The organism is Aeribacillus sp. SP014 (assembly GCF_054055575.1).
Genome location: NZ_JBSRXI010000001.1, coordinates 1,200,831 through 1,222,442, shown reverse-complemented (window position 1 = coordinate 1,222,442; position 21,612 = coordinate 1,200,831). Strand labels below are relative to the sequence as shown.

The following is a 21,612-nucleotide window of genomic DNA, read 5'->3' as shown; positions in this document are numbered from 1 at the left end:
AGCTTTTCCCTCCCTTCTTTATATTTTTTAATATTCCAAATTTTTTTATTATTGTTTTTTATATTATTGCTTGCAGATTGTCTTCACAACATCGTTGTTTCAGAATGTGCAACGAAAGAATAATTTTTAAATTTATAAAGTTGTCCAACAGCGGTTTCCAATCATTGTGAATTTATCCAGCTTGATCTGTTAATTCCCAGCATGGCTGCAATTAAGCAGCTTACTTAATTTTCTGCGTATGTAAATTCTTGTTTAATAACAACAATATGCTATCCATTCGTTCACCAAATTTTGCTAGGTTGTGCTTTTAAAAGCAACAAACACGAAACGATTTGGATGCAGCGGACTTATTTATATTTTTATGATTAAAAACAGTAATTTAAACTTTGCTTTATGTATATTTCTCTTCCCAACACAAATAATATTTTCTGTAAAAAAATCAAAGGAGGAACAATCATATGGCTCTCATTCCTTACGATCCTTTTTCTGAGATCAACCAATTTAGACGAAACATGAATCGCGTTTTTTCTGAAAGCTTCCCGCATTTTTTTGAAAACTTTGAGACTATGAATACCCCCCGGCTTGATATTCATGAAACTGCTAATGAAGTAATTGTTACGTGTGATTTGCCCGGCCTTGAAAAAAAGGAAGACGTTGACATTCATCTTGATCGCAACGTTCTTACGATCAGCGGCACAATTCAAAGAAGCAAAGAAGTAAAGGAAGAAGAAATGCATAGACGCGAACGGTTTGTAGGGCGGTTTCACCGCGCTGTTGCATTGCCGGCAAATGTAAAAGAAGAAGAAGTGAGCGCGACATATAAAAATGGCGTTTTGGAAATCCGTATTCCAAAACAAACCGAAAACAACAAAAAGAAAATTGATATTCAGTTTCATTAATTGTTTCGTGAGGTTGCAAAATTTCAATCAGCCTCACTTTTTTATTGCAATTTTCGCCAAGTACGATTATGATGAATATATAACATCAAAAATCTATATATTGTGTAATCAAAAACAATTAAATACTATATATTGAAAACCTAACGACAAAGGTGCTGTTTTCAGCTTAAAAGGGAATCCGGTGAGAATCCGGAACTGTCCCCGCAACTGTGAGTGCTACGAAATGAATAATCCACTGTACGTTTCGTATGGGAAGGATTCAAAGTAGGATGAAGCACGAGTCAGGAGACCTGCCTTTGTCCGAACGTTTCTAATTCTTCGGGGGTTGGGAAGATGAAACGATGGTTTGAATGGAGTAGTTTCGCCTTGTAAACCGCCTCCCTTTTAATCATCGTTTGATCCGCTCAGCTTCCTGGGCGGTTTTTTATTTTGATAAGGAGGATGTTTGATGAATATTACGAAAGCATTAAATCTATACGAGGTTTTTCAAAATCATTTTAACAGGAGCGATTGGGAGCTTTATCTAAGGCAGCTTGAAAAAAAGTTTCCATCCCTTTCCTTTCATGAATACAGCGAGAGAGTGTCGACAACCCTACAATACCAGCAGATTGATGATCTTGAAAAATTTACAAACCTGCTGATTATTGAAGCTTTAGCAAACATTTCGGAAAGTGAGCCGGATTGGACTTTTTTAGCTGCACACGTATTTCTTGAAAAAATTTACTATGAAGCGAGCCAAAACAGAAATTACAACCAACCGGGCTACGGCGATTTTTATTTGTTAATCGAAACATTAACCGATCTTGGAATCTACAGCCCTCTTTTGCTAGAGCATTATTCAAAAGAGGAAATTATGGAGCTGGGAAATGCCATTGATCCTGAGAAGGACAAGCTGTTTACATACATCGGATTAAGGACCCTTTACGACCGGTATTTAGCTAAAGATTTTCATAAACGAACATTTGAGCTTCCACAGGAACGTTTTATGATCATCGCTATGACGTTAATGATCAACGAGCATCCGTCCAAACGTTTGCATCTTGTAAAGGAAGCGTATTGGGCATTGAGCCATTTATATATGACGGTTGCAACACCTACATTGGCTAATGCAGGAAAATCAGTCGGTCAGCTTTCAAGCTGCTTTATTGATACGGTAGACGACAGCCTTCAAGGCATTTATGATTCGAACACTGATATTGCCAATGTTTCTAAAAGCGGCGGAGGCATTGGAGTTTATTTAGGGAAAATCAGAAGCCGCGGAAGCGATATCCGGGGGTTCAAAGGAGTTTCATCAGGTGTCATTCCTTGGATGAAGCAATTAAATAATACGGCAGTGAGCGTCGACCAGCTCGGCCAAAGAAAAGGAGCAATTGCCGTTTATTTGGATGTTTGGCATAAAGATATTTTCGCCTTCCTAGATGCAAAATTAAATAACGGAGACGAACGGCTGCGCACCCATGATTTATTTACAGGTGTATGCATTCCTGACCTATTTATGGAGCAAGTTGAAAAGCGCGGGGACTGGTATTTGTTCGATCCCCACGAAGTTCGCAAAGTCATGGGATTCAGTCTGGAAGATTATTATGATGAAGAAAAAGGTAACGGCAGCTTTCGGGAAAAATATTTTGAGTGCGTGAATCATCCTTCCTTATCTAAAGAAAAAGTGCCTGCGATTGAAATAATGAAACGGATTATGATCAGCCAGCTTGAAACGGGAACGCCTTTTATGTTTTATCGGGATGAAGTGAATCGAAAAAACGCAAACAAGCATGCCGGCATGATTTATTGCAGCAATTTATGCACAGAGATTGCGCAAAATCAAAGTGCTACTACTGTTGAAGAACAATATGTTGAAGATGGAAAAATTGTCATTGTGAAAAAGCCCGGCGATTTCGTCGTCTGCAACCTTTCTTCCATCAACTTGGCACGGGCTGTCCCAGACAACGTTCTGGAACGTTTAATCCCTATTCAAGTGCGGATGCTGGACAACGTTATCGATTTAAATAACATTCCGGTATTACAGGCAAAGCTTACAAATGAAAAATACCGTGCAATCGGCCTTGGAACGTTTGGCATGCATCATTTATTTGCACTAAAGGAAATTACATGGGAAAGCGACGAGGCAGTCCAATTTGTCGACCAATTATATGAAAAAATTGCGTATTTAACCATTCAGTCGAGTATGGAGCTCGCAAAAGAAAAAGGCGCATACCCTCTCTTTAAAGGCTCGGAGTGGGATACAGGGCGATATTTTGAGATCCGCGGTTATACGTCAAAAAAATGGCAGGAATTAAAGGAAAAAGTGCAGACTTTTGGGATTCGCAACAGCTATTTAATGGCGGTCGCACCGAACGCCTCGACCTCCATTATAGCCGGAAGCACAGCAAGCATCGATCCAATTTTCCAAAAAGTTTATTCAGAGGAAAAGAAAGACTACAAAATTCCAGTTACCGTTCCCGACTTAAATGCGAAAACGACTTGGTATTATAAATCCGCTTATTTGATCGACCAAACATGGAGCATTAAACAAAATGCAGTGCGCCAGAAACATATTGACCAGTCCATTTCCTTCAACTTTTACGTCCTAAACACGATTAAAGCGAAAGAATTGCTGGAGCTTCATTTGACAGCTTGGAAATCCGGATTAAAAACAACGTATTATGTCCGTTCGACATCAAGCGACATTTATGAATGTGAATCATGTGCAAGTTAAGGAGGAATTAATATGGAGCAAACATTAACAAAACGAGTTATTATGGATCCTGATGCACCAAACCGTTCAACAGCAATAGTGAACGGAAAATGTTCCAACGTGCTCAATTGGGATGATGTCGCCTACCCGTGGGCATATCCAAAATATAAACGGATGCTCGCAAACTTTTGGACACCTTTTGAAATCAATATGGCTCAAGATGTGAAGCAATTTCCTGAGCTTTCAGAAAGAGAACAGGACGCATTTTTAAAAATTATCGGCCTCTTAGCTTTATTAGACAGCATTCAAACCGATTATGCCGGAAAAGTTGCTGATTATATTACAGACTCGAGCATAAACGCCTTAATGATCTTGCTCGCTCAGCAGGAAGTGATTCATAACCATTCATATTCGTATATTCTTTCAAGCATCGTGCCTAAAAACGTACAGGATGAAGTATTTGAATATTGGCGGAACGAACCGGTTTTAAGGAAGCGAAATGAATTTGTCACCAACGGGTATAAAGCATTTGCAGAAAATCCGAATGTGGAGAATTTGTTGAAATCGATCGTCTTTGATGTCATACTGGAAGGTTTATTTTTCTATTCCGGTTTCGCATTCTTTTATAATTTAGCCAGAAACCAAAAGATGGTAGCCACTAGCACGATGATTAACTACATTAACCGTGATGAACAAATACACGTAGGTTTGTTTGAAAAAATTTTCAAAGCGGTGCTGAAGCAATATCCTGAATATGATACAGATGAACTGAAACAATTCGTTTCGAAAACATTTATGAAAGCAGCCGAGCTGGAAATCGAATGGGCCGGTGTAATTATCGGCAATGACATTGAAGGCCTGCATTTAAAAGATGTGGGAGAGCTATATTAAATTTTATGCGAATTTCCGTGCCAATCAGCTGGGATTCGAACGTCCTTTTGAAGGCTATCGGACAAATCCTTTGAAATGGATACGGGCTTATGAAGAAGTGGACTTAGGAAAATCAGACTTCTTTGAACAAAAATCGAGACAATATACAAAAGTCAACACGATTGATAACGGCTTTGATGAGTTGTAAAAATTTACGTTCTCATGATAACGGGCAGCAGAGACTGCCCGTTTTTTTATCTGCTGCCAAACCAAAAGGAATGCTATGAAAGAATTGTTCGATAAGCAACTACTTTCTTTTAAAAGAGCTTATCTTTTTGGGAACCTAAGCATCCCATTTTTCCATGCCATGGTATAATATGTGCGGAGGGGATCTATGTTAAAATCAACCTTGATCATAATGTCAATTTTGTTAGTAACAATTCATATCGCTATTCTATATTTTTGGATGTTTGATTGGCAAAAATTAGCTACAAAAACAGGCTTTATAAGTTGGTTTGCCTCGATTCTATTAGGCATCTTTGTATATTTTACTTTTCAAACTTTCAGCAGATGCGACAAAGCTGCTGTCGTCATCAGAAACATATTGTTATGTTCAACTTTACTGACCATCTTTTTAGCTTGTATTGCGTTCATTATAGAAGCAATTACAAAGGCGATGCCCTAAAAAGAAATATAGTTTTCACGAAGATTAAGAAAATCATATTGGCTAAAAAGAACTATGTTGTTTTCCACCATTGCGAGGTGAATATAATGATTTATTTATTAGTCGGTTTGGGCGGGATAGCAGGTGCCTGCCTTCGATACAGTGTCGGCCTATGGACTTCCAGCTTTTGGACCGGATCTTTCCCAGCAGCGACACTTTTAGCCAATTTGGCTGGAAGTTTTCTTTTAGGATGGTTGACTGAATATGTATTTAAAATAAAAGGATTTCCTCCCCATTTTGCCGCAGCGATCGGTACTGGCTTAATCGGGTCATTCACAACATTTTCAACCTTCAGTTTTGAGAACATTCAATTGATGATTGCCGATAAATGGGAAACAGCCATTATGTATACATTGTCAAGCTTAATAGGCGGTTATTTATTTGTTTCGTCTGGTTATCATCTTGGCCGAAAAATGCTTTCCCAGCACAACGCACGAACGGCCCGTCATGAATAGGAGTGAAGAGTAATGCTTTTCAACTTTATCGTTGTAGGAATCGGAGGTTTTTTAGGAGCTAATGCCCGCTTGATCGTCACCAATTGGATTAAAAAGAAAAGCAATATGAAGTTCCCTGTCGCGACATTTATTATCAATGTCAGCGGATCTTTCCTGCTCGGCCTTTTGATCGGCATGAATATTTCAGAAGCATATCTACTGTTATTTGGAACAGGATGTTTAGGAGCCTTTACCACCTTTTCTACGTTTCAGCTTGAAAATAAACAGCTGTTAACAGAAAAACAAAAAACAGTGTCCATTTGCTATTTTCTTTCAAGCTATGCGTTCGGTCTTTTGTTTGCCTTTCTCGGCTTCCAACTAGGCGCTATATTTTAAAAACTTATTTGAATCATATTGTCATGGTTTGATTTTTTCTTTATAATACAGATTGTCCAGCGGGATGTAGCTCAGCTTGGTAGAGCACCAGCATGGGGTGCTGGGGGTCGCAGGTTCGAATCCTGTCATCCCGACTCTGTAAATCTCCTAAATCATCATTTAAAACCAAAAACGCCGCTTGAGCTTTTTCAAGCGGCTTATATTTTGAATTACGTCTTTTTAATCCCTTTCCTCAGTTTAATTAATTTATATAAGTTAATCACAACCGTTTTGGTTACAGCATATGTTGGAACAGCCAAAATCATCCCCAAAATTCCCGCGATATTTCCTGCAACAAGCAACAAAATAATAATGGTCAACGGATGTGTATCAAGCCTCTTGCCGATAATAAACGGAGAAATCACATTCCCATCAATTTGCTGAACAATTGTCACGACAATAATCGCAAGAAGTGCTTTAAAAGGCGAATCAAGCAAGCCGACAATAACGGCTGGAGCAGCTCCAATAAACGGACCTAAATACGGAATAATATTGGTGATTGCCACAGTTATTCCAAGCAGCAAAGCATATGGCAGATCAATAATTAAGTATCCGATAAACGTAAAGAGCCCGACAAACATGGAAACAAGCATTTGTCCTTGAATATAGGTAGATAAGGTTTCGCCTGTTTCCTTTAAGATAATCATAACTTCATCGCGGAAATCGCTCGGAAAAAACTTTACGACCTGGTGCGGCAGCTTATGTCCGTCCTTGATCATATAAAATAAAATGAACGGCACCGTGACAATAATGAGTGTTATATTTGTGATAACGCTGAAAACGGACTGAACGCCATTCGTAATATTATTTGTAATTCTCGATGCATATTGCGTAATGGTGCTCTCAATTTTTTCAATGGAAAAATAATCTTGCGTCAATACCCATTGGAACCAGCTTGTTTGATAGAGGTTTTCAATGATTTCTCTCGTTTTTGTTATATAAAAAGGAATGTTTCGAATTAAATCATTAAACTGCTTAACAATCGTAGGACCTACCAATCCGATGGCGATCGAAATTCCTCCGATAAACACGATATACAAAATCAAAATGGCCAGCACTCTTGGAATTTTTCGCTTTTCAAGAAAGCCAATAATCGGAGCAAACAAAAAGTAAAGAAAACCGGAAATAATTATAGGAAAAAACAAAGTAGTTATAAAGATCACAATGGGCTCAAAAAGAAAAGATATTTTTGTGCTGAAATATAAGATCAAAATGATCAAAAGTATTTCTAACGTCCAAAAATGAAGTTTTGATTTAAACAAAATGCTTGCCTCCCGCATCCAATTTTGCAACATTCGTTCCAATATTTAGAATATCATGTATTTACATATTCTAAGCAATTTTTTTCAATCCTCCTATTGCTTCTAATCCAAATTTTCCGCTCAAATTTAAGGAAAACCTTTTTAAATTTTTATGTTAAGCTTTATAATGTTTGCTCTTCGCAATGTTTCAAACAAAATCACAACAACTGGACCTAAAAATAAACCTAATATACCGAGCATCTTTAGTCCAATGAACATGCTGATCAAGGCGGCAAGAGGGCTTATTCCCATGTTGGTTGACATAATTTTCGGTTCGACAGCACGTCTGACGACAGTGATCACAAGAAATAAGACAACTAATCCTATTCCGAGATTGGTTTGCCCCTGGCTAAATGCATAAATAGCCCAAGGAACCAGCACCGATCCTGTTCCCAATATTGGAAGGATGTCAACAACCACGATAATGATTGCCAAAATCAAGCTATAATCTACACGAAGCAGCACCAACCCAATATAAGCTAGTATAAATGTCAGCAAACTTAAGATAACTTGCGCTTTAATAAAGCCGAAGCCTGCTTTGTAAAGATCATTCACAACATATTTTATTTTATTTCTCGTTTTTTCTGTCAGCATGGTCTCGAGCGAAGCCCATATTTTCGGCAGATCTAAACTGATTAAATAAAGAGCAATCAAGTAAATCAGCGCTTCAATGAAAAAGCCAGGAATGCCGGAAACAAATAATATGAGCGATTCCATCAATTGCTTCACAAGACCGTCAACTGCATTGACAGAATTATTAATGGAAATTTCAATAGACGTCATGACACCTTCTGGAAGGGAAGCGGAATAATTTTCCCACGTATCAAGAAGAGGATTAATAAAATCATGATTGAATTTTCTAACATATAAAGGGATATTTTCTATAAAACTCACAAAGTTTGTATATATAAAGTTTATCAAACCAAAGCCTAGAATACATAATAAGAGTAAAAAAACAACAAAAATGAGCAAAACTGCATAAGGTCTTTTTATTTTAAATCGATTTTGGAGAATGCTGATAGGCTTTTCAAGTACAAGAGCTGTAAGCAGCGCAAGCAATATCGGGATGCTGAACGGTATTAGTATAAGAATGGCAATACCAATGATGATAAGCGGAAGATACTTTTTCATTTTCAATACATCATTCTCCTATCTATTCTATACTCAAAATCATCATGTTATCCTTATTATATCGCGGATTTTCCATTTGAACTATTGAAATTCCTTATTATTTTTATAAATTGTTATTTGTTCCGACATTTTGCAAAACACATTTACTTCAGTAAAAAAAATACTAGACAAATCGCAATTTGACCAATATAATCAAATTAGAAAAACGGAATAAGAATAAAAATTCCCAAAGGGGAGTAGCTTAACAATAAAGTCGTCATTTCGTGGAGGAATCCACCGGCTTTATTGAACAACTGGATGTTGTTAGCGAGACCTTTGCCATAAAAATGGCAAAGGTCTTTTTGCATCTTAAAACAATTTTTGGGAGGATGATTTGAGTTGCTGCTTAGAAAATATATGTCCAAAATCGGAATAGGCTCTGCAACAGTCGATCTCGTACTGGATAAAGAAACGTATTCGCCAGGAGAAAAAGTAACAGGCACGCTCTACATTAAAGGAGGCACTATAACTCAAAAGATTAAGCAGCTGCAATGTGATCTTATGAAAATAAACAATCAGGCTGATCAGCAATCAATCGCCTCCATTACGTTATTCGCTCCTGACATAATCGATCCAGCTGATTGCGCAAAAATTCCTTTTGAATTTGTTTTACCAAAGCATCTTCCCGCAACAACAGACAGTTTAACATACCGTTTTAAAACAACATTAGTGTTTGAAGAAGGAATCGATAGTCTGGATCATGACACAATACAAATTTTAAAAAATAAACCTAGTGGAGGGGAAAACGATGAGAAAAATATGGAAAAGAATTCGGTTCATTTATAACTTTCGTTCATTTTTCCCTTTTATATTTGAATTTTTCTTATCGAAGGAGGTGAATAGGAAAAAAAGCTATTCTCGATCGCTTTCATAATTGGATATTTCCTGTTGCCGTTCGATGCAATCCCAGATTTCCTGTCCTTAATTGGAATTGTGGATGATGTCGTTATATTTACTTTTATCATGCAACAAATGATCAAAATGGCTCCGAAGGAATTACAGGAAAAATATTGTCTTGCATAACAAAGGATAAAAACATCGAAATGAGTATAAAATATTTGAGGAGTGATAAATATTGGAACTATTCTCACCTGAGTTTTTTTCAGCATTACTTTCGATTGTTATCATTGACCTTGTTTTAGCTGGTGATAATGCCATTCTAATCGGTTTAGCAGCTAGAAATGTGCCGAAACACCAACAAACAAAGGTCATTATATGGGGGACATTTGGAGCGATTTTTATCCGGGCAATTGCGACGCTTGCGGTTGTTTGGCTTTTAAAAATCCCTGGACTGCTATTAGTCGGCGGAATTCTTCTCCTTTGGATCGCCTATAAACTTCTCATCGATAAAAAAGAGCATAACGTCGATACCGGGAATAGCTTTTGGTCCGCTATGAAAACGATCATTGTAGCAGACGCTTTAATGGGGCTTGATAATGTTTTAGCGGTTGCCGGTGCCGCGCACGGATCGTTCCTTTTAGTCATAATCGGATTGTTAATTTCCATTCCAATCGTTGTGTGGGGCAGCACGCTCATCATCAAATGGATTGAACGGTTCCCAGTTATCGTGACAATTGGGGCTGCCGTTATTGCCTTTACAGCAGCCAAAATGATCGTAGATGAAAAATTTCTAAAAGGCTTCTTTGAAGAAAACCCGCTTCTAAAATGGGGATTAACGATTATTCTTGTTGCAGGCGTTATTTTTGCCGGATATTTAAAAAAGAAAAAAGCTTCCCCTGTGGAAGCAAAAGAAGAAGCATCTTAAAAAATGATGCTGATACCGTTTTTCCTAAAGCCTAAAAACAAATTCCGTGGGGCAAGACAATCTTGCCCCATCATTACAAATATTTTCGATGGACATTCCGGCCGTCAAAATTAAATAAAACAGGTTTATCCTCAATAATCGTTTCTAAATGGACACCTCTCCCCCAAAGCTGATAAATGTATGGAAGCACCTTTTCAAGGTACTTAATATCAAGTTCAATCCCTTCATACCAATGTTTTAAATATAGTTCGCCGTTTTTCATATAATCCCCATCCATTACCGTAATGTACGGAAAACCGCCATTCACCCGCATGCTTACGAGCTGATCCCGCACTTTTTCCCAATCTTTATCAACAATTTTATAGTCTTTGCCTTGTTTTTGAAATAAGTACATGTCTTCCCGCATAACAAGATCTTTTGTTAAATAGTTGCGAAGAAATGAAATATCCGATTCAATTTCCCGCACCTCAAACAGCTTTTCCCTGCCCGAACCGGGTTGAATTCCTCGCTTTTTCATTTCCTCTGTCGGATTGTTATACCTTTCTTCGATATCCTCAAATATTTTTAAACCTAAATAATAAGGGTTAATGCTCGTTCTTGACGGCTGTACGACACCCGCATTTAATTTAGCATATTCAATTGCTTCATCAGAGGTCAAATCCAGCTCTCTCATGATCCGCTGGTGCCAATACGTCGCCCAGCCTTCATTCATTATTTTTGTTTCAAGCTGAGGCCAAAAGTAAAGCATTTCCTCTCTCATCATTGTTAAAATATCACGCTGCCAGTCTTCAAGCTCCCGGCTATACTCTTCGATAAACAAAAGCACGTCTTTCTCCGGTTTGGGAGGGAATTTTTTCTTTTTCTTGATTGTCTGTTCACTTTTTTCTTTTTTTTCTCCTAAAGACCAGAGATCATCATACGGTGTTTTGTATGTCTTAAGCTCTTCTTCCTCATCAACATCATCCAAGCTCCAAGAAAGTTTTGTCCGAACTAAAGACGGATCAATATGTTCTTGGATGGATAAAACCGCGTCTAAAAATTTTTCCACTTCTCTTTTTCCATATAAAAGTTCATATTTCTTGATTCTTTCCGCTGTTGCCGCCATGCTTTCGACCATATCCCGTTTCGTATTACTAAAGCGAATATTGTTTTTAAAAAAATCACAATGCGCGAGGACATGTGCAACAATTAGTTTATTTTGAATAAGAGAATTAGTATCAAGCAAAAAGGCATAACAAGGATTTGAGTTAATCACCAGTTCATAAATTTTACTAAGACCTAAATCATAATGGAGCTTCATTTTATGAAATTGCTTTCCAAAGCTCCAATGGGAGAAACGAGTCGGCATTCCATATGCACCAAATGTATAAATAATATCAGCTGGACAAATTTCATATCTCATCGGATAAAAATCAAGACCAAACCCCTTTGCGATTTCTGTTATTTCTTCAATTGCATATTGAAGAACTTTATGATCCTCCTTGTTCATTGTTCATCCCCCTTCTTTTTCCTTACAACAATTTATGAAAACAAACGGGAGATGATGAAAAACATTTTGAACGTTGTGTCAGATTGCACTATTTCCATTTCACATCTTGAACTGCCTGTCACCAAACGAAAAGCAAAAAAGGGAGACATTCCTGTTCAAAAATACACAATCTTATAAAAAAATGGTGCCTTCTCACGGCACCAAATATTAAAAACTTTTTTGGAAAAACTACATTAAATGGTCGAACCTTCAGGCTGCGCAATTTGTAAAGCTGGTCCAAAAAATTCGTAATGAATATTTTCGGAAGCAACCCCCAGCTCCTTTAAATAATTAATGACTGCTTTCATAAATGGCACAGGGCCGCAAATAAAATAATCTGCATTTTCAGATATGAATTGCTTAAGAATGTCTTTAGTCATATAACCTGTATGATTGGCGCTTTCTTGACGTGACGGCTCCGTATAACAAATAAAGGATGTTCCATTTGGCAACCTGTTCATTAACTCATTTACTTCCAAACGAAAAGCATGAACATCTTCATTTTTAGCAGAGTGAACAAAACGAACCGGTCTAGAAGGATTTTCTTTTGCTATTGTATTCAGCATGCTCATAATTGGCGTTACTCCAACACCGCCGCTGATGAAAACAACCGGCGAGTTTTGCGTGACATCCAATGTAAAATCGCCAGCAGGCACGCTAATATTAAGCTCATCTCCAATTTGAACATCATCGTGCAGGTAATTCGATACGACCCCTTTTGGTTGATCCGGTTCTGCCTCACGTTTAACAGAAATTCGAAAATATTCTTTGCCAGGAGCGTCTGATAAGCTGTATTGACGATTCAGCAAATATTGATGGCCGTCTATTTTTACTTTTACGGTAACATATTGTCCGGGCAGGAATGATGGCAATACAGCATTATCTTTCGGTTTTAGGTAAAACGATGTAATTACAGAGCTTTCTTTTACTTTATCTACAACAACAAACGGCTTAAAGTCTTTCCAGCCACCTTCCATATTTTCAGCGTCAGCATACATTCGTTGCTCCAATTCGATAAATACGTTTGCAATTTCGTTGTAAGCTTCTTCCCACGCAGAAATAATTTCATCTGTTGCTAAATCGCCTAACACTTCTTTCATAGCTGCTAATAAATTTTCGCCGACAATTGGATAGTGTTCTTTTTTAACCCCTAAGCTTCTGTGTTTATGAGCAATTTGCTTCACAACTGGTAAAATCGTCTCCAATTGATCAATGCGCTCGGCAGCAGCATAAAGTGTGGTTGCTAGCGCTGTTTGCTGTCTTCCTTTCTGTTGGTTTGTATGATTAAAAATATTTAATAACTCCGGATGATTAGAAAGCATTCGTTTATAAAAATGACTTGTGATTTCTGTTCCTTGCTTAGCTAAAACAGGCACGGTGGACTTTATAATTTCAATAGTACGTTCGGATAACATAAATTTGCACTCCTTTGTCTTTTTAAAAAAAGATGTATTTTATATATATCTTTAAAATAGTTGATCTTCGTCTTAAAAGCAATATTTTAAATACATCTTTTGAAAAGATGTCACATTTTTGAACCTAAATTATCCATCAGTGTATAATGGAGCTAGTACGGACAAAGAGAGGGAGGCCAATGCGTCTTACAAACTATACTGACTATTCGCTCCGTGTGCTCATTTACATTGGCACGAAAAACCGAGAGGAATTATCCAATATTAAAGAAATTGCGGATGTGTACGGCATTTCAAAAAACCATTTAATGAAGGTCATTTACCAGCTTGGGAAAAACGGGTATATTGAAACGATTCGAGGACGAAATGGCGGTTTCCGTTTAGCACGTCCTGCATCCGAAATAAATATTGGCGATGTGGTCAGAAAAACTGAAGAAGATTTCCATCTTGTCGAATGTTTTAATGAAAAAAACAGCGAATGTGTGATCACATCCGCCTGCAGGCTGCGCCATGTTTTCCAGCAAGCCTTGCAAGCTTATTTACAAGTGCTGGATCAGTACACACTCGCTGATTTAATCATAAATCAAAACGAATTGAAGCATTTGTTTAATGTGAAGTAGAAAAAAGCCTTAAATGGTCTTTCGTTTTTTGAATGAGGCATTTATACATTTGTTTTGAAAGAAACGGCTGTTGTTATGTCCAACATTTGCAACGGTACAAAAAACCGATTTATTCATACAATAAACATAACTCCTTTTAGGGAGGGATGTTTATTATGAATAAAATGGATTACGACAAAGCATTATATTACACGCACCGTTCGCAATGGGACAATTTGATTATTTTAATGGTGCGCACAAACGACGATTTTCTTTCCAAAAAAATTGAGCATTTTTTACACGCTTATAATTTTGAACACGATTATCAAATTATTGAGCATAAACTATATGCTTTACTTCGTTATATTGACCATGCATTAGAAAACGTAACAGAGGTTGAACCGGAAATCGCGCTGAAATAGTTTCCAGAAAGGTGACTCAATAGTTTAAGCAACCTTTTTTCAGAAAAGTTATTTCTGAAAAATGGGGTTGCTTTTTCTTTCTGTTTTAGTCGTTTAAGTTATTGCTTCAATGCTAAAAGCGGCGATCGTTTTTGCCGAAAGCCCGTTTTTTCAGGAGCCTTTTTTCATGGCTATTGATCCGCTGCTATAATCGGCTATCAACTTTGCCAAAACTCGGGACTTAGCTCGCTTTTTTAAGAGCGTAAACGAAAAAGCGAGGGTGGAAAAACGTCTTGTTTTTCTCCCTCGCTCTTATTTTTAAGACTTATTGGATAGACTGAAGGGATCTCAATCGAAATGGAGTTAAGCTTTTTTAACTGTCAGAATATCATTTACTTTTTCCATTACGGCATTTATTAATTCTTCCAATGCCTTTTCACTATTATTCAGTGAATCGGCCTGAACAGCAAAATAAAATTTCACTTTCGGCTCGGTTCCCGAAGGCCGCAAACAGAACCAAGATCCGTCTTCAAGGAAATATTTCAATACATTTGATTTTGGCAAATCAATTGTTTCCTTTTTGTTCGATTGAAGCAATGTACGTTCACTTGTTAAATAATCCTCGATAATCGTAACCGTTTTACCTGCAATTTCAGCAAGCGGATTTTGGCGGAAAGATTCTAAAATTCGCTTAATCTGTTCTGCTCCGTCCTTACCTTTTAAGGTTAACGATTTTAACCCTTCTCTGTAATACCCGTATCGATTGAAAATTTCCATTAATCCGTCATAAAGTGTGAGCCCTTTTTTCTTATAAAATGCACATACTTCAACAGCTAAAACGGCCGCTTGAACGGCATCTTTGTCTCTGGCAAAATCGCCAATTAAATATCCGTAGCTTTCCTCATAACCGAATTGAAATTTGTATTGTTTCGTTTGTTCAAATTCTTTAATTTTTTCCCCGATAAATTTAAACCCGGTAAGCGTATCAATTGTTTTTAGTCCATATTCCTCCGCTATTGCGCGGCCTATTTCCGACGTAACAATCGTTTTTAGAACAACGCCATTTTCAGGCAGCAATCCTTTTTTCTTTTTCTCAGAAAGGATATAGTTGAGCAAAATCGCACCCGTTTGGTTTCCTGTTAACACAATGTATTCGCCTTTGTCATTTTTGACAGCAACTCCTAAACGGTCAGCATCAGGGTCAGTTCCGATTAAAATATCAGCATCAATGCGTTTCCCTTCTCTTATCGCTAGCTCAAACGCTGCATGCTCCTCAGGATTCGGCGAAGCCACTGTCGAAAAATTTGGATCTGGAAGCTCCTGCTCTTTGACGACGGTTACATTTTGATAGCCTAATGATTGAAGAGCTCGTCGAACCGGTTTATTGGCTGTACCATGCAGCGGCGTAAAAACGACCTTTACATCTACTTCTTTTGCCAAATTAGGATTCAGTGAAATCGTTTTGATCTTTTCATTATATGCTTCGTCTATTTCCGCTCCAATGATTTTAATCAAGCCTTTTTGTTTTAAAATATCTTCATTTTCAACAGCAACTTCTAATTCATTTTCAACTTCATTCACTTTTTTGATGATTTCATCAGCTATTTTTGGAGGAATCTGACCTCCATCCTCTCCGTAAACTTTAAATCCATTATATTCCGGCGGGTTATGGCTTGCCGTTATTACAACACCTGAAAATGCGTTTAAAAAACGGACAGCAAAAGATAATTCAGGAGTTGGCCTTAATTCATCAAATACATAAGTTTGAATACCATGCGTTGCGATAGTTTTTGCCGCTTCCATAGCAAATTGCGGCGATTTGTGGCGGGAATCGTAAGCAATTACCACGCCGCGTCTTTTGGCTTCTTCTCCAAAAGATTCAATATATCTTGCCAATCCCTCAGAAGCCTTGCGGATTGTATAAATGTTCATCCGATTTGTGCCTGGGCCAATTTCTCCCCGCATTCCTCCTGTACCAAACTCTAAGCTTTTATAAAAGCAGTCCTCTAATTCGAGTTCATTGTCTGCTTTTTCTAGTAATTGCTGTTTTAGCTCTTGATCTATATCTTCTTTCGATATCCATCGTTGATAATTTTCTTTCCATTTCGCCATAACTTAACACCCCTCCAGTTCCCCTTCTTTTTCTCTCCTGAAATATTTTATCACAAATTTTATGGAAATGAGATGATCATCCCTATTTTTAGAACTATTCGAAACAGCTTTTACATATTTTTCGCAAATGATCGTCTTTCCATTTCTCCAGTTATTTATAAATTTATGTAATATTTGTATCATTTGAAAAAAAACAAACCGAGCGACAAAGCTCTTTGCCACTGAACGGAAAAAAGAGCGCCAAACGGACGCTCTTTTTTCAGCAAGGCACTCCCATCCCGGGATTGCAAGAGGGGTTATTGAAGATCTTTTTCAGAAATGTTTGTTAATGCTTCTCCTGCCGCTTCATCAGAAGTCTTATTTGTTGCTAAATCTCCTAATGCGACCATGCCGACAACTTGATTATTTTCCACTACAGGCAACCGGCGAATTTGATTTTGTGCCATGATTTGGGCAGCTTCTTGCAGACTCGCGTCTGGACTACAGCATACAGGGTTTGTCGACATAACTTCTGCAACGGTTGTGCTTTCGTTTTTGCCCTGAGCTGTTGAGCGAAGCGTAATATCACGGTCTGTAATAATTCCTTTTAATTGTCCATTATCTGCAACAGGGATCGCACCAACATTATGCTGTCTCATTAACTGAGCAGCTTCCTGAACAGTTTGATTTGATGAAACGGAAATGACATTAGAAGACATGATATCGCGAATTTTATCCATAGTCTCACTCCTTTCGTTGATAGTTTGAACAATATGTAAAAATTTATGAATGATAATAATTCTTAGCTGATGTTTTATTGATTTCATCGCAAAATCATTTTTAATTCAGGGGAAATGTATTATAATGCCTTTAGAAAGAAAACAGAGAGGTTAGTTGGATGGATGATAAGCGAAAAGACAATTTGCTGTTGATAGGCTGGATCGCTTCTTTAATTTCTACCTTAGGAAGCCTGTATTTTTCTGAGATCATGCATTTCGAACCATGTAAATTGTGCTGGTTTCAAAGGATATTTATGTACCCGCTCGTTGTTATACTTGGAATAGCTGTAGTAAAAAAGGATTACAAAATTGCAAGCTATTCCTTAACTTTGTCCATTATGGGAGGCATGATTTCCATTTACCATTATTCTATACAAAAAATTCCTTTTTTGGGGGAACATAGCCTCGCATGCGGAAGAGTTCCTTGTACAAGCGACTACATTAATTGGTTTGGATTCGTTACAATTCCTTTCTTGGCTTTAATTGGCTTTTCAATTATTTTCCTCACAAGCTTTTTCATTTTACGGCAGAAAGGATAACGTTTCCGTTATTTTCAGATTTTTCAAGAGGCGAATGATGCAAATTCTATAGACCAGCAAACAAAACCTTTGGATTTATAGCTTTCAATTATGTTTTTTTACCCATATTAAGACTTAATCGCAATCCGGCAAGTTCATGAGGTCTTAGAAAGATAAACATTTATTTTTTGCGGTTGCCGTCATTCCCGTCATTTATGAAAATCGGTTTACATTTTTTAGTGCAAAGGAACGAAAGGAGTGAATAACGGCGATACTTTCCCCAAAATTTTTAAAATTACGGGGTCTTCTCGCCAAATTATATGAAAAAACTGCTTATATTCGGCGGAATCATTATTGTACTGTTCGCGGCACTGGCAATTGTAACAAATTTGCAAAATAAGCAAAAGGCGGAAGGAAATCCGTACAAAAAGTCGAGCCTGCATCCTGAAACCGTCAAGCTGCTGGATGATCCAAATTATCAAAACATCATACTTCCGGATGAGCTAGAAACAAAATTAAATAATCAAGAAGATGTCATTGTCTATTTTTTCAGTTCTACCTGCCCGCACTGTAAAAACACAACACCGATCTTAATGCCTTTGGCAAAAGAATTAAATGTGGATATCTACCAATACAACCTTCTTGAGTTTGAAGAGGGCTGGGACGAGTATAAAATTGATGCAACTCCAACGCTTGTCCATTATGTAAACGGAAAAGAAGCCGATCGTATCGTCGGTTCACAGGAAAAAAACGTTTTTCGAGAAGCGCTGGAAAATTGGACAAAATCAGAATAAGGAAAACCTGTCTTTTCATGACAAACATGGAAGCTGTAAATGCCTGCTTGGCAATATGGAACAATTGTCTGTCGGAGAAAAACAAAAACTTGCACAAGAAAGTTAAAGCCGCTTTTATTTCAAAAGCGGCTTTTTGAATAATCAAATTTTGTCAATCTTAACAGGAAAAGCGGACAGAATATCCGTAGCTCCAATATTTAGAAATTTTGTTCATACTGCAATAAATCGTCTTCATACGCTTGGCTCCAGCAAAATGATGAATGATTTGCAAATCACTATCGCAAAATAATCAATTTATCCGGAAAGATTTCCAAACATATTTCTTCTTCAAGCTCACAAATGTATTTCCATTGAAGCTGAAGCATTTTTTCACCTTTCAAAAGCTGCTGAACAGCATATAGGAAAGGCTTGTAGTATTACCGATTTCTTATTTCTTACCTTTTAAAAAGTATCAGGATCAGGACCTATCCGCTCATTTTTATTGAGGGAATCGATTTTTTCCATATCTTCTTGAGATAGTTCAAAATCGAAAATAGAAGCATTTTCAATAATTCGATGCTCTTTTGTCGATTTTGGAATTGTCACGACCTCATGTTGAAGATCCCAACGGAGAATCACCTGTGCGATCGTTTTATTGTATTTTTCAGCAATCTCGGCTAAAGTTTCATTATCGAGAAGCCCACCTCTCATAAGCGGGGACCAAGCTTCAAATTGAATGTTTTGCTCTTTGCAATATTTTCTAAGTTCCTCCTGTGTTAATCTTGGATGAAATTCCACCTGATTAACCATCGGTTTAATCTCCGCACTTTGCAATAAATCCTCTAAATGGTGAACATGGAAGTTGCAGACTCCAATCGCCCGAACTCTTCCGTCTTTATACAACCGTTCTAATGCCTTCCATGTTTCTTTATATTTTCCTGAAACTGGCCAGTGGATTAAATATAGATCCAAATAGTCTAATCCTAATCGATTTAGGCTGTCATCAAACGCTTTTAATGTAGAGTCGTAGCCTTGATCGTCATTCCAAACTTTTGTTGTGATAAATAGTTCTTCTCTCGGTATTCCCGATTCTTTTATCGCAATTCCGACTCCCTCTTCATTTTTATAATATGCCGCCGTATCTATGCTGCGGTAGCCCGCTTTAATTGCTGATTTTACAGCTTGAATTACTTCTTCCCCTTCATTGACTTTATATACGCCTAAACCAAACCACGGCATTTTAACACCATTATGTAAAGTCACCGTATCTTGCAAGCTTTTGACCAACCAACTTCACTCCCTTTCTAGTTTTGGTGCATCATTTCTATTATGCATGATCCCTATCAAAAAGTGAATATTTCGAAAAAATTAAATCATTTCAACTATATCTTCTACTTCCTTTAGCATCGCCTTTTTCGTATTTTCATCGACATAAGGAACTGAATAAAAAAACTTATGAGTGATTGTTTCAATCCCGCAAAAATTTAAAATACCGACATCAACGATTGTCTCCATTGATGCAATTAACTGATATGGCTTTAAATAATTTTCCGGATGAGATGTTGTTTGAAAAATAATCGCTCTTTTATTTTGCAAAAGCCCTTTTGCCCCTTCATCCGTAAACGTAAAAGCGAAGCCATTCGTGAATATTTTTTCGATATATCCTTTTAAAATAGCGGGCATGCCGTTCCACCATGTCGGATAAATAAAAATTAATTGTTTCGCCCACGAAAAATGCATTTGCTCTTCTTGTATCGCTTTGGATACGGCTGGATTTTGTTTTGTAAAGTAATCCTCTTTTAAGACAGGATTAAAGTTCATTTCATATAAATCCCGAATTCTAATTTCATGCTGCTTTTGCTGAAGTTTTTGTACAGTAGTCTGCAAGATCGCGTAATTAAAACTGTTTGGATTTGGATGGGCGTAAATAATCAGTGAATTCATAAAACTACCTCCAGATGATGTTACTTTTAGTATGAAAGTTCTTGTTGAACTTCATGCACGACAGAAAATAATGAATCCCCTTTCATTTTTCATAATTTTTGAAATGGAAAATAATCATAAAATAAGGTTGAAAGTTAGTTGGAAACTGATAAAATAACAGTAATCTAAATCTTTTTTTGAAAAGGTTGGGAATACTATTTGAGTACAAAAAAAACTTGCCGTTTTATTATTCATGCAACTGGAAAAAATGGAGAAACGTATTTGGCGACCTGTCAAAACAAATGGGAAGTAAAACAATGGATTGCAGCCAATTACTCGAAAGTAAATAAAAAAGAATTGAAAATCATCGACAAACAGAAAAAACAAATAGTAGCCAAAAACATTTTAATTGTGTCCACCGTTTTAATTGCACTTTATCAGCTTTATATACTTCTTTAGGGACATCCAGTCAATTGGCTGGATTTTATTTTTGATCATTTTTTGGACAATTTCTTTAGTATAATATATAGAGAATTTGTTCGTTATTAGGAGGAACTTGAATGGAAAACTGGATTACAGAATTTATGGAGCAATATGGCTACCTCGGGATTTTTTTAATTATTGCGCTAGAAAACATTTTTCCACCGATTCCGTCCGAAATTGTCCTTCCTTTTGGCGGTTTTATGACGACTTATTCGAACTTGACAGTTCCAGGAGTTATTTTGGCGGCAACTTGCGGCTCCGTTGTCGGTGCAATCATTTTATACGGCGTCGGTCTGTTGCTGGATGTTGAGAGGTTGGAAAAAATTGTAGACCGTTGGGGATACATATTGAAAATTACAAAAGAGGATATACATAAAGCAGACAATTGGTTTGACCGTTACGGCATATGGACTGTGTTATTTTGCCGAGTTATTCCGTTATTGCGAAGCTTAATTTCCATTCCTGCTGGAATGTCCAACATGAATTTCGTTCTATTTTTGATTTTTACCACAATCGGTTCTCTCGTATGGAATATATTTCTCGTATCGGTTGGCGCGGGATTAGGAGAAGCTTGGCCTCTCATTACCGAATACATAGACATTTATTCAAAAATCATTTATGCTGTGATCGCCGTTCTTGTATTTGCTGCAATCATCATTTGGTATTTTTTTTCGATTCCGACGCTCCAAATCATAACGCTTTGCCTGAAGCGCTGAAAAATAATATATGCACGTTTTTTATACTTTTAGCTCGCCTCAATCAAACAAATACCGCTCGCAATGATGATTGAGGCTTAGCTATTCCATTCATCGCTG

22 protein-coding genes, 1 tRNA gene, 2 pseudogenes and 1 riboswitch are annotated in these 21,612 nt (G+C 37.3%); of the genes and pseudogenes, 17 read left to right on the top strand and 8 right to left on the bottom strand.

Going from position 1 to position 21,612, the window contains the following annotated elements; genetic code table 11:
• Window positions 1-458 precede the first annotated feature (458 nt).
• The 7 genes and pseudogenes from ACVIJU_RS06090 (at window position 459) to ACVIJU_RS06060 (ending at window position 6,149) form a co-directional block, all read left to right on the top strand.
• A complete protein-coding gene (locus ACVIJU_RS06090; protein WP_063387274.1) occupies window positions 459-899 on the top strand; it encodes an Hsp20/alpha crystallin family protein in 441 nt (146 codons plus the stop codon).
• Between the two features lie 133 nt (window positions 900-1,032).
• Window positions 1,033-1,211, top strand: a riboswitch (cobalamin riboswitch).
• Window positions 1,212-1,347: 136 nt separating this feature from the next.
• On the top strand, window positions 1,348-3,612 hold the full coding sequence (locus ACVIJU_RS06085) for a ribonucleoside-diphosphate reductase subunit alpha (RefSeq protein ID WP_066250873.1): 2,265 nt from the start codon (window positions 1,348-1,350) through the stop codon (window positions 3,610-3,612).
• Between the two features lie 12 nt (window positions 3,613-3,624).
• Window positions 3,625-4,669: pseudogene (locus ACVIJU_RS06080) on the top strand (ribonucleotide-diphosphate reductase subunit beta).
• A 186-nt stretch (window positions 4,670-4,855) separates the two neighbouring features.
• Window positions 4,856-5,146: a hypothetical protein gene (locus ACVIJU_RS06075; RefSeq protein WP_117016941.1), complete on the top strand. Its 291-nt coding sequence runs from the start codon at window positions 4,856-4,858 to the stop codon at window positions 5,144-5,146.
• Between the two features lie 86 nt (window positions 5,147-5,232).
• The gene (gene crcB / locus ACVIJU_RS06070) at window positions 5,233-5,640 is read left to right on the top strand and encodes a fluoride efflux transporter CrcB (protein ID WP_063387270.1); all 408 of its coding nucleotides are present in this window, start codon (window positions 5,233-5,235) and stop codon (window positions 5,638-5,640) included.
• 12 nt (window positions 5,641-5,652) lie between these two features.
• A complete protein-coding gene (crcB, locus tag ACVIJU_RS06065; RefSeq protein ID WP_063387269.1) occupies window positions 5,653-6,015 on the top strand; it encodes a fluoride efflux transporter CrcB in 363 nt (120 codons plus the stop codon).
• Window positions 6,016-6,075: 60 nt separating this feature from the next.
• A tRNA-Pro gene (locus tag ACVIJU_RS06060) sits at window positions 6,076-6,149 on the top strand.
• Between the two features lie 75 nt (window positions 6,150-6,224).
• Here ACVIJU_RS06060 and ACVIJU_RS06055 read toward each other — a convergent pair.
• The gene (locus ACVIJU_RS06055; protein WP_066250881.1) at window positions 6,225-7,316 is read right to left on the bottom strand and encodes an AI-2E family transporter; all 1,092 of its coding nucleotides are present in this window, start codon (window positions 7,314-7,316) and stop codon (window positions 6,225-6,227) included.
• 141 nt (window positions 7,317-7,457) lie between these two features.
• Window positions 7,458-8,486 carry a sporulation integral membrane protein YtvI gene (gene ytvI, locus ACVIJU_RS06050; protein WP_063387477.1) on the bottom strand — a complete coding sequence of 343 codons (1,029 nt, stop codon included), beginning with the start codon at window positions 8,484-8,486 and terminating at the stop codon, window positions 7,458-7,460.
• 378 nt (window positions 8,487-8,864) lie between these two features.
• Here ytvI and ACVIJU_RS06045 point away from each other — a divergent pair, with 378 nt between their 5' ends.
• The 3 genes and pseudogenes from ACVIJU_RS06045 (at window position 8,865) to ACVIJU_RS06035 (ending at window position 10,290) form a co-directional block, all read left to right on the top strand.
• Window positions 8,865-9,311: a sporulation protein gene (locus ACVIJU_RS06045; protein ID WP_063387267.1), complete on the top strand. Its 447-nt coding sequence runs from the start codon at window positions 8,865-8,867 to the stop codon at window positions 9,309-9,311.
• A pseudogene (locus tag ACVIJU_RS06040) lies at window positions 9,274-9,548 on the top strand (YkvA family protein). The gene ACVIJU_RS06045 and the pseudogene ACVIJU_RS06040 overlap by 38 nt, the downstream one beginning before the upstream one ends.
• Window positions 9,549-9,600: 52 nt before the next feature.
• The gene (locus ACVIJU_RS06035) at window positions 9,601-10,290 is read left to right on the top strand and encodes a TerC family protein (protein ID WP_066250886.1); all 690 of its coding nucleotides are present in this window, start codon (window positions 9,601-9,603) and stop codon (window positions 10,288-10,290) included.
• A gap of 73 nt (window positions 10,291-10,363) precedes the next feature.
• Here the strand turns inward: ACVIJU_RS06035 and ACVIJU_RS06030 are convergent, their stop codons facing one another.
• Window positions 10,364-11,779 (bottom strand): SpoVR family protein, encoded by a 1,416-nt coding sequence (locus tag ACVIJU_RS06030; RefSeq protein ID WP_456687388.1) that lies wholly within the window; start codon window positions 11,777-11,779, stop codon window positions 10,364-10,366.
• 54 nt (window positions 11,780-11,833) lie between these two features.
• On the opposite strand from ACVIJU_RS06030, the gene ACVIJU_RS06025 reads away from it, so the two are divergent.
• The gene (locus ACVIJU_RS06025) at window positions 11,834-11,956 is read left to right on the top strand and encodes a hypothetical protein (RefSeq protein WP_339212004.1); all 123 of its coding nucleotides are present in this window, start codon (window positions 11,834-11,836) and stop codon (window positions 11,954-11,956) included.
• Between the two features lie 56 nt (window positions 11,957-12,012).
• Here the strand turns inward: ACVIJU_RS06025 and hmpA are convergent, their stop codons facing one another.
• Window positions 12,013-13,233: an NO-inducible flavohemoprotein gene (gene hmpA, locus ACVIJU_RS06020; protein WP_456687387.1), complete on the bottom strand. Its 1,221-nt coding sequence runs from the start codon at window positions 13,231-13,233 to the stop codon at window positions 12,013-12,015.
• 179 nt (window positions 13,234-13,412) lie between these two features.
• Here hmpA and ACVIJU_RS06015 point away from each other — a divergent pair, with 179 nt between their 5' ends.
• Window positions 13,413-13,850, top strand: a complete 438-nt coding sequence (locus ACVIJU_RS06015) for an Rrf2 family transcriptional regulator (RefSeq protein ID WP_063387262.1) — start codon at window positions 13,413-13,415, stop codon at window positions 13,848-13,850.
• 155 nt (window positions 13,851-14,005) lie between these two features.
• Window positions 14,006-14,251 (top strand): YhdB family protein, encoded by a 246-nt coding sequence (locus ACVIJU_RS06010; protein ID WP_063387261.1) that lies wholly within the window; start codon window positions 14,006-14,008, stop codon window positions 14,249-14,251.
• Window positions 14,252-14,593: 342 nt separating this feature from the next.
• Here ACVIJU_RS06010 and ACVIJU_RS06005 read toward each other — a convergent pair whose 3' ends face one another.
• Together ACVIJU_RS06005 and ACVIJU_RS06000 are read right to left on the bottom strand one after the other, a co-directional pair.
• Window positions 14,594-16,342, bottom strand: a complete 1,749-nt coding sequence (locus tag ACVIJU_RS06005) for a phospho-sugar mutase (protein WP_456687386.1) — start codon at window positions 16,340-16,342, stop codon at window positions 14,594-14,596.
• 296 nt (window positions 16,343-16,638) lie between these two features.
• Window positions 16,639-17,061: a CBS domain-containing protein gene (locus tag ACVIJU_RS06000; protein ID WP_063387258.1), complete on the bottom strand. Its 423-nt coding sequence runs from the start codon at window positions 17,059-17,061 to the stop codon at window positions 16,639-16,641.
• 158 nt (window positions 17,062-17,219) lie between these two features.
• On the opposite strand from ACVIJU_RS06000, the gene ACVIJU_RS05995 reads away from it, so the two are divergent.
• Together ACVIJU_RS05995 and ACVIJU_RS05990 are read left to right on the top strand one after the other, a co-directional pair.
• Window positions 17,220-17,639, top strand: coding sequence for a disulfide oxidoreductase (locus ACVIJU_RS05995; protein WP_063387257.1), 420 nt, complete (start codon window positions 17,220-17,222; stop codon window positions 17,637-17,639).
• Window positions 17,640-17,938: 299 nt separating this feature from the next.
• Complete coding sequence (locus tag ACVIJU_RS05990; RefSeq protein ID WP_327856420.1) at window positions 17,939-18,412, top strand: thioredoxin family protein; 474 nt, start codon at window positions 17,939-17,941, stop codon at window positions 18,410-18,412.
• A 441-nt stretch (window positions 18,413-18,853) separates the two neighbouring features.
• Here ACVIJU_RS05990 and ACVIJU_RS05985 read toward each other — a convergent pair whose 3' ends face one another.
• Both ACVIJU_RS05985 and ACVIJU_RS05980 read right to left on the bottom strand, forming a co-directional pair.
• The gene (locus ACVIJU_RS05985) at window positions 18,854-19,678 is read right to left on the bottom strand and encodes an aldo/keto reductase (RefSeq protein ID WP_094244595.1); all 825 of its coding nucleotides are present in this window, start codon (window positions 19,676-19,678) and stop codon (window positions 18,854-18,856) included.
• Between the two features lie 81 nt (window positions 19,679-19,759).
• The gene (locus ACVIJU_RS05980) at window positions 19,760-20,335 is read right to left on the bottom strand and encodes an NAD(P)H-dependent oxidoreductase (protein ID WP_063387254.1); all 576 of its coding nucleotides are present in this window, start codon (window positions 20,333-20,335) and stop codon (window positions 19,760-19,762) included.
• 198 nt (window positions 20,336-20,533) lie between these two features.
• On the opposite strand from ACVIJU_RS05980, the gene ACVIJU_RS05975 reads away from it, so the two are divergent.
• Both ACVIJU_RS05975 and ACVIJU_RS05970 read left to right on the top strand, forming a co-directional pair.
• A complete protein-coding gene (locus ACVIJU_RS05975) occupies window positions 20,534-20,773 on the top strand; it encodes a hypothetical protein (protein WP_117016937.1) in 240 nt (79 codons plus the stop codon).
• Between the two features lie 101 nt (window positions 20,774-20,874).
• Window positions 20,875-21,513 carry a DedA family protein gene (locus tag ACVIJU_RS05970; RefSeq protein ID WP_456687385.1) on the top strand — a complete coding sequence of 213 codons (639 nt, stop codon included), beginning with the start codon at window positions 20,875-20,877 and terminating at the stop codon, window positions 21,511-21,513.
• Window positions 21,514-21,612 lie beyond the last annotated feature (99 nt).

What these genes read in the sequence shown, in the direction of transcription:
- ACVIJU_RS06090 (WP_063387274.1), top strand. Translation starts at nt 459, where the DNA reads ATGGCTCTCATTCCTTACGATCCTTTTTCTGAGATCAACCAATTTAGA.
- ACVIJU_RS06085 (WP_066250873.1), top strand. Translation starts at nt 1,348, where the DNA reads ATGAATATTACGAAAGCATTAAATCTATACGAGGTTTTTCAAAATCAT.
- ACVIJU_RS06075 (WP_117016941.1), top strand. Translation starts at nt 4,856, where the DNA reads ATGTTAAAATCAACCTTGATCATAATGTCAATTTTGTTAGTAACAATT.
- crcB (WP_063387270.1), top strand. Translation starts at nt 5,233, where the DNA reads ATGATTTATTTATTAGTCGGTTTGGGCGGGATAGCAGGTGCCTGCCTT.
- crcB (WP_063387269.1), top strand. Translation starts at nt 5,653, where the DNA reads ATGCTTTTCAACTTTATCGTTGTAGGAATCGGAGGTTTTTTAGGAGCT.
- ytvI (WP_063387477.1), bottom strand. Translation starts at nt 8,486, where the DNA reads ATGAAAAAGTATCTTCCGCTTATCATCATTGGTATTGCCATTCTTATA.
- ACVIJU_RS06030 (WP_456687388.1), bottom strand. Translation starts at nt 11,779, where the DNA reads ATGAACAAGGAGGATCATAAAGTTCTTCAATATGCAATTGAAGAAATA.
- ACVIJU_RS06025 (WP_339212004.1), top strand. Translation starts at nt 11,834, where the DNA reads ATGAAAAACATTTTGAACGTTGTGTCAGATTGCACTATTTCCATTTCA.
- hmpA (WP_456687387.1), bottom strand. Translation starts at nt 13,233, where the DNA reads ATGTTATCCGAACGTACTATTGAAATTATAAAGTCCACCGTGCCTGTT.
- ACVIJU_RS06015 (WP_063387262.1), top strand. Translation starts at nt 13,413, where the DNA reads ATGCGTCTTACAAACTATACTGACTATTCGCTCCGTGTGCTCATTTAC.
- ACVIJU_RS06010 (WP_063387261.1), top strand. Translation starts at nt 14,006, where the DNA reads ATGAATAAAATGGATTACGACAAAGCATTATATTACACGCACCGTTCG.
- ACVIJU_RS06005 (WP_456687386.1), bottom strand. Translation starts at nt 16,342, where the DNA reads ATGGCGAAATGGAAAGAAAATTATCAACGATGGATATCGAAAGAAGAT.
- ACVIJU_RS06000 (WP_063387258.1), bottom strand. Translation starts at nt 17,061, where the DNA reads ATGGATAAAATTCGCGATATCATGTCTTCTAATGTCATTTCCGTTTCA.
- ACVIJU_RS05995 (WP_063387257.1), top strand. Translation starts at nt 17,220, where the DNA reads ATGGATGATAAGCGAAAAGACAATTTGCTGTTGATAGGCTGGATCGCT.
- ACVIJU_RS05990 (WP_327856420.1), top strand. Translation starts at nt 17,939, where the DNA reads ATGAAAAAACTGCTTATATTCGGCGGAATCATTATTGTACTGTTCGCG.
- ACVIJU_RS05980 (WP_063387254.1), bottom strand. Translation starts at nt 20,335, where the DNA reads ATGAATTCACTGATTATTTACGCCCATCCAAATCCAAACAGTTTTAAT.
- ACVIJU_RS05970 (WP_456687385.1), top strand. Translation starts at nt 20,875, where the DNA reads ATGGAAAACTGGATTACAGAATTTATGGAGCAATATGGCTACCTCGGG.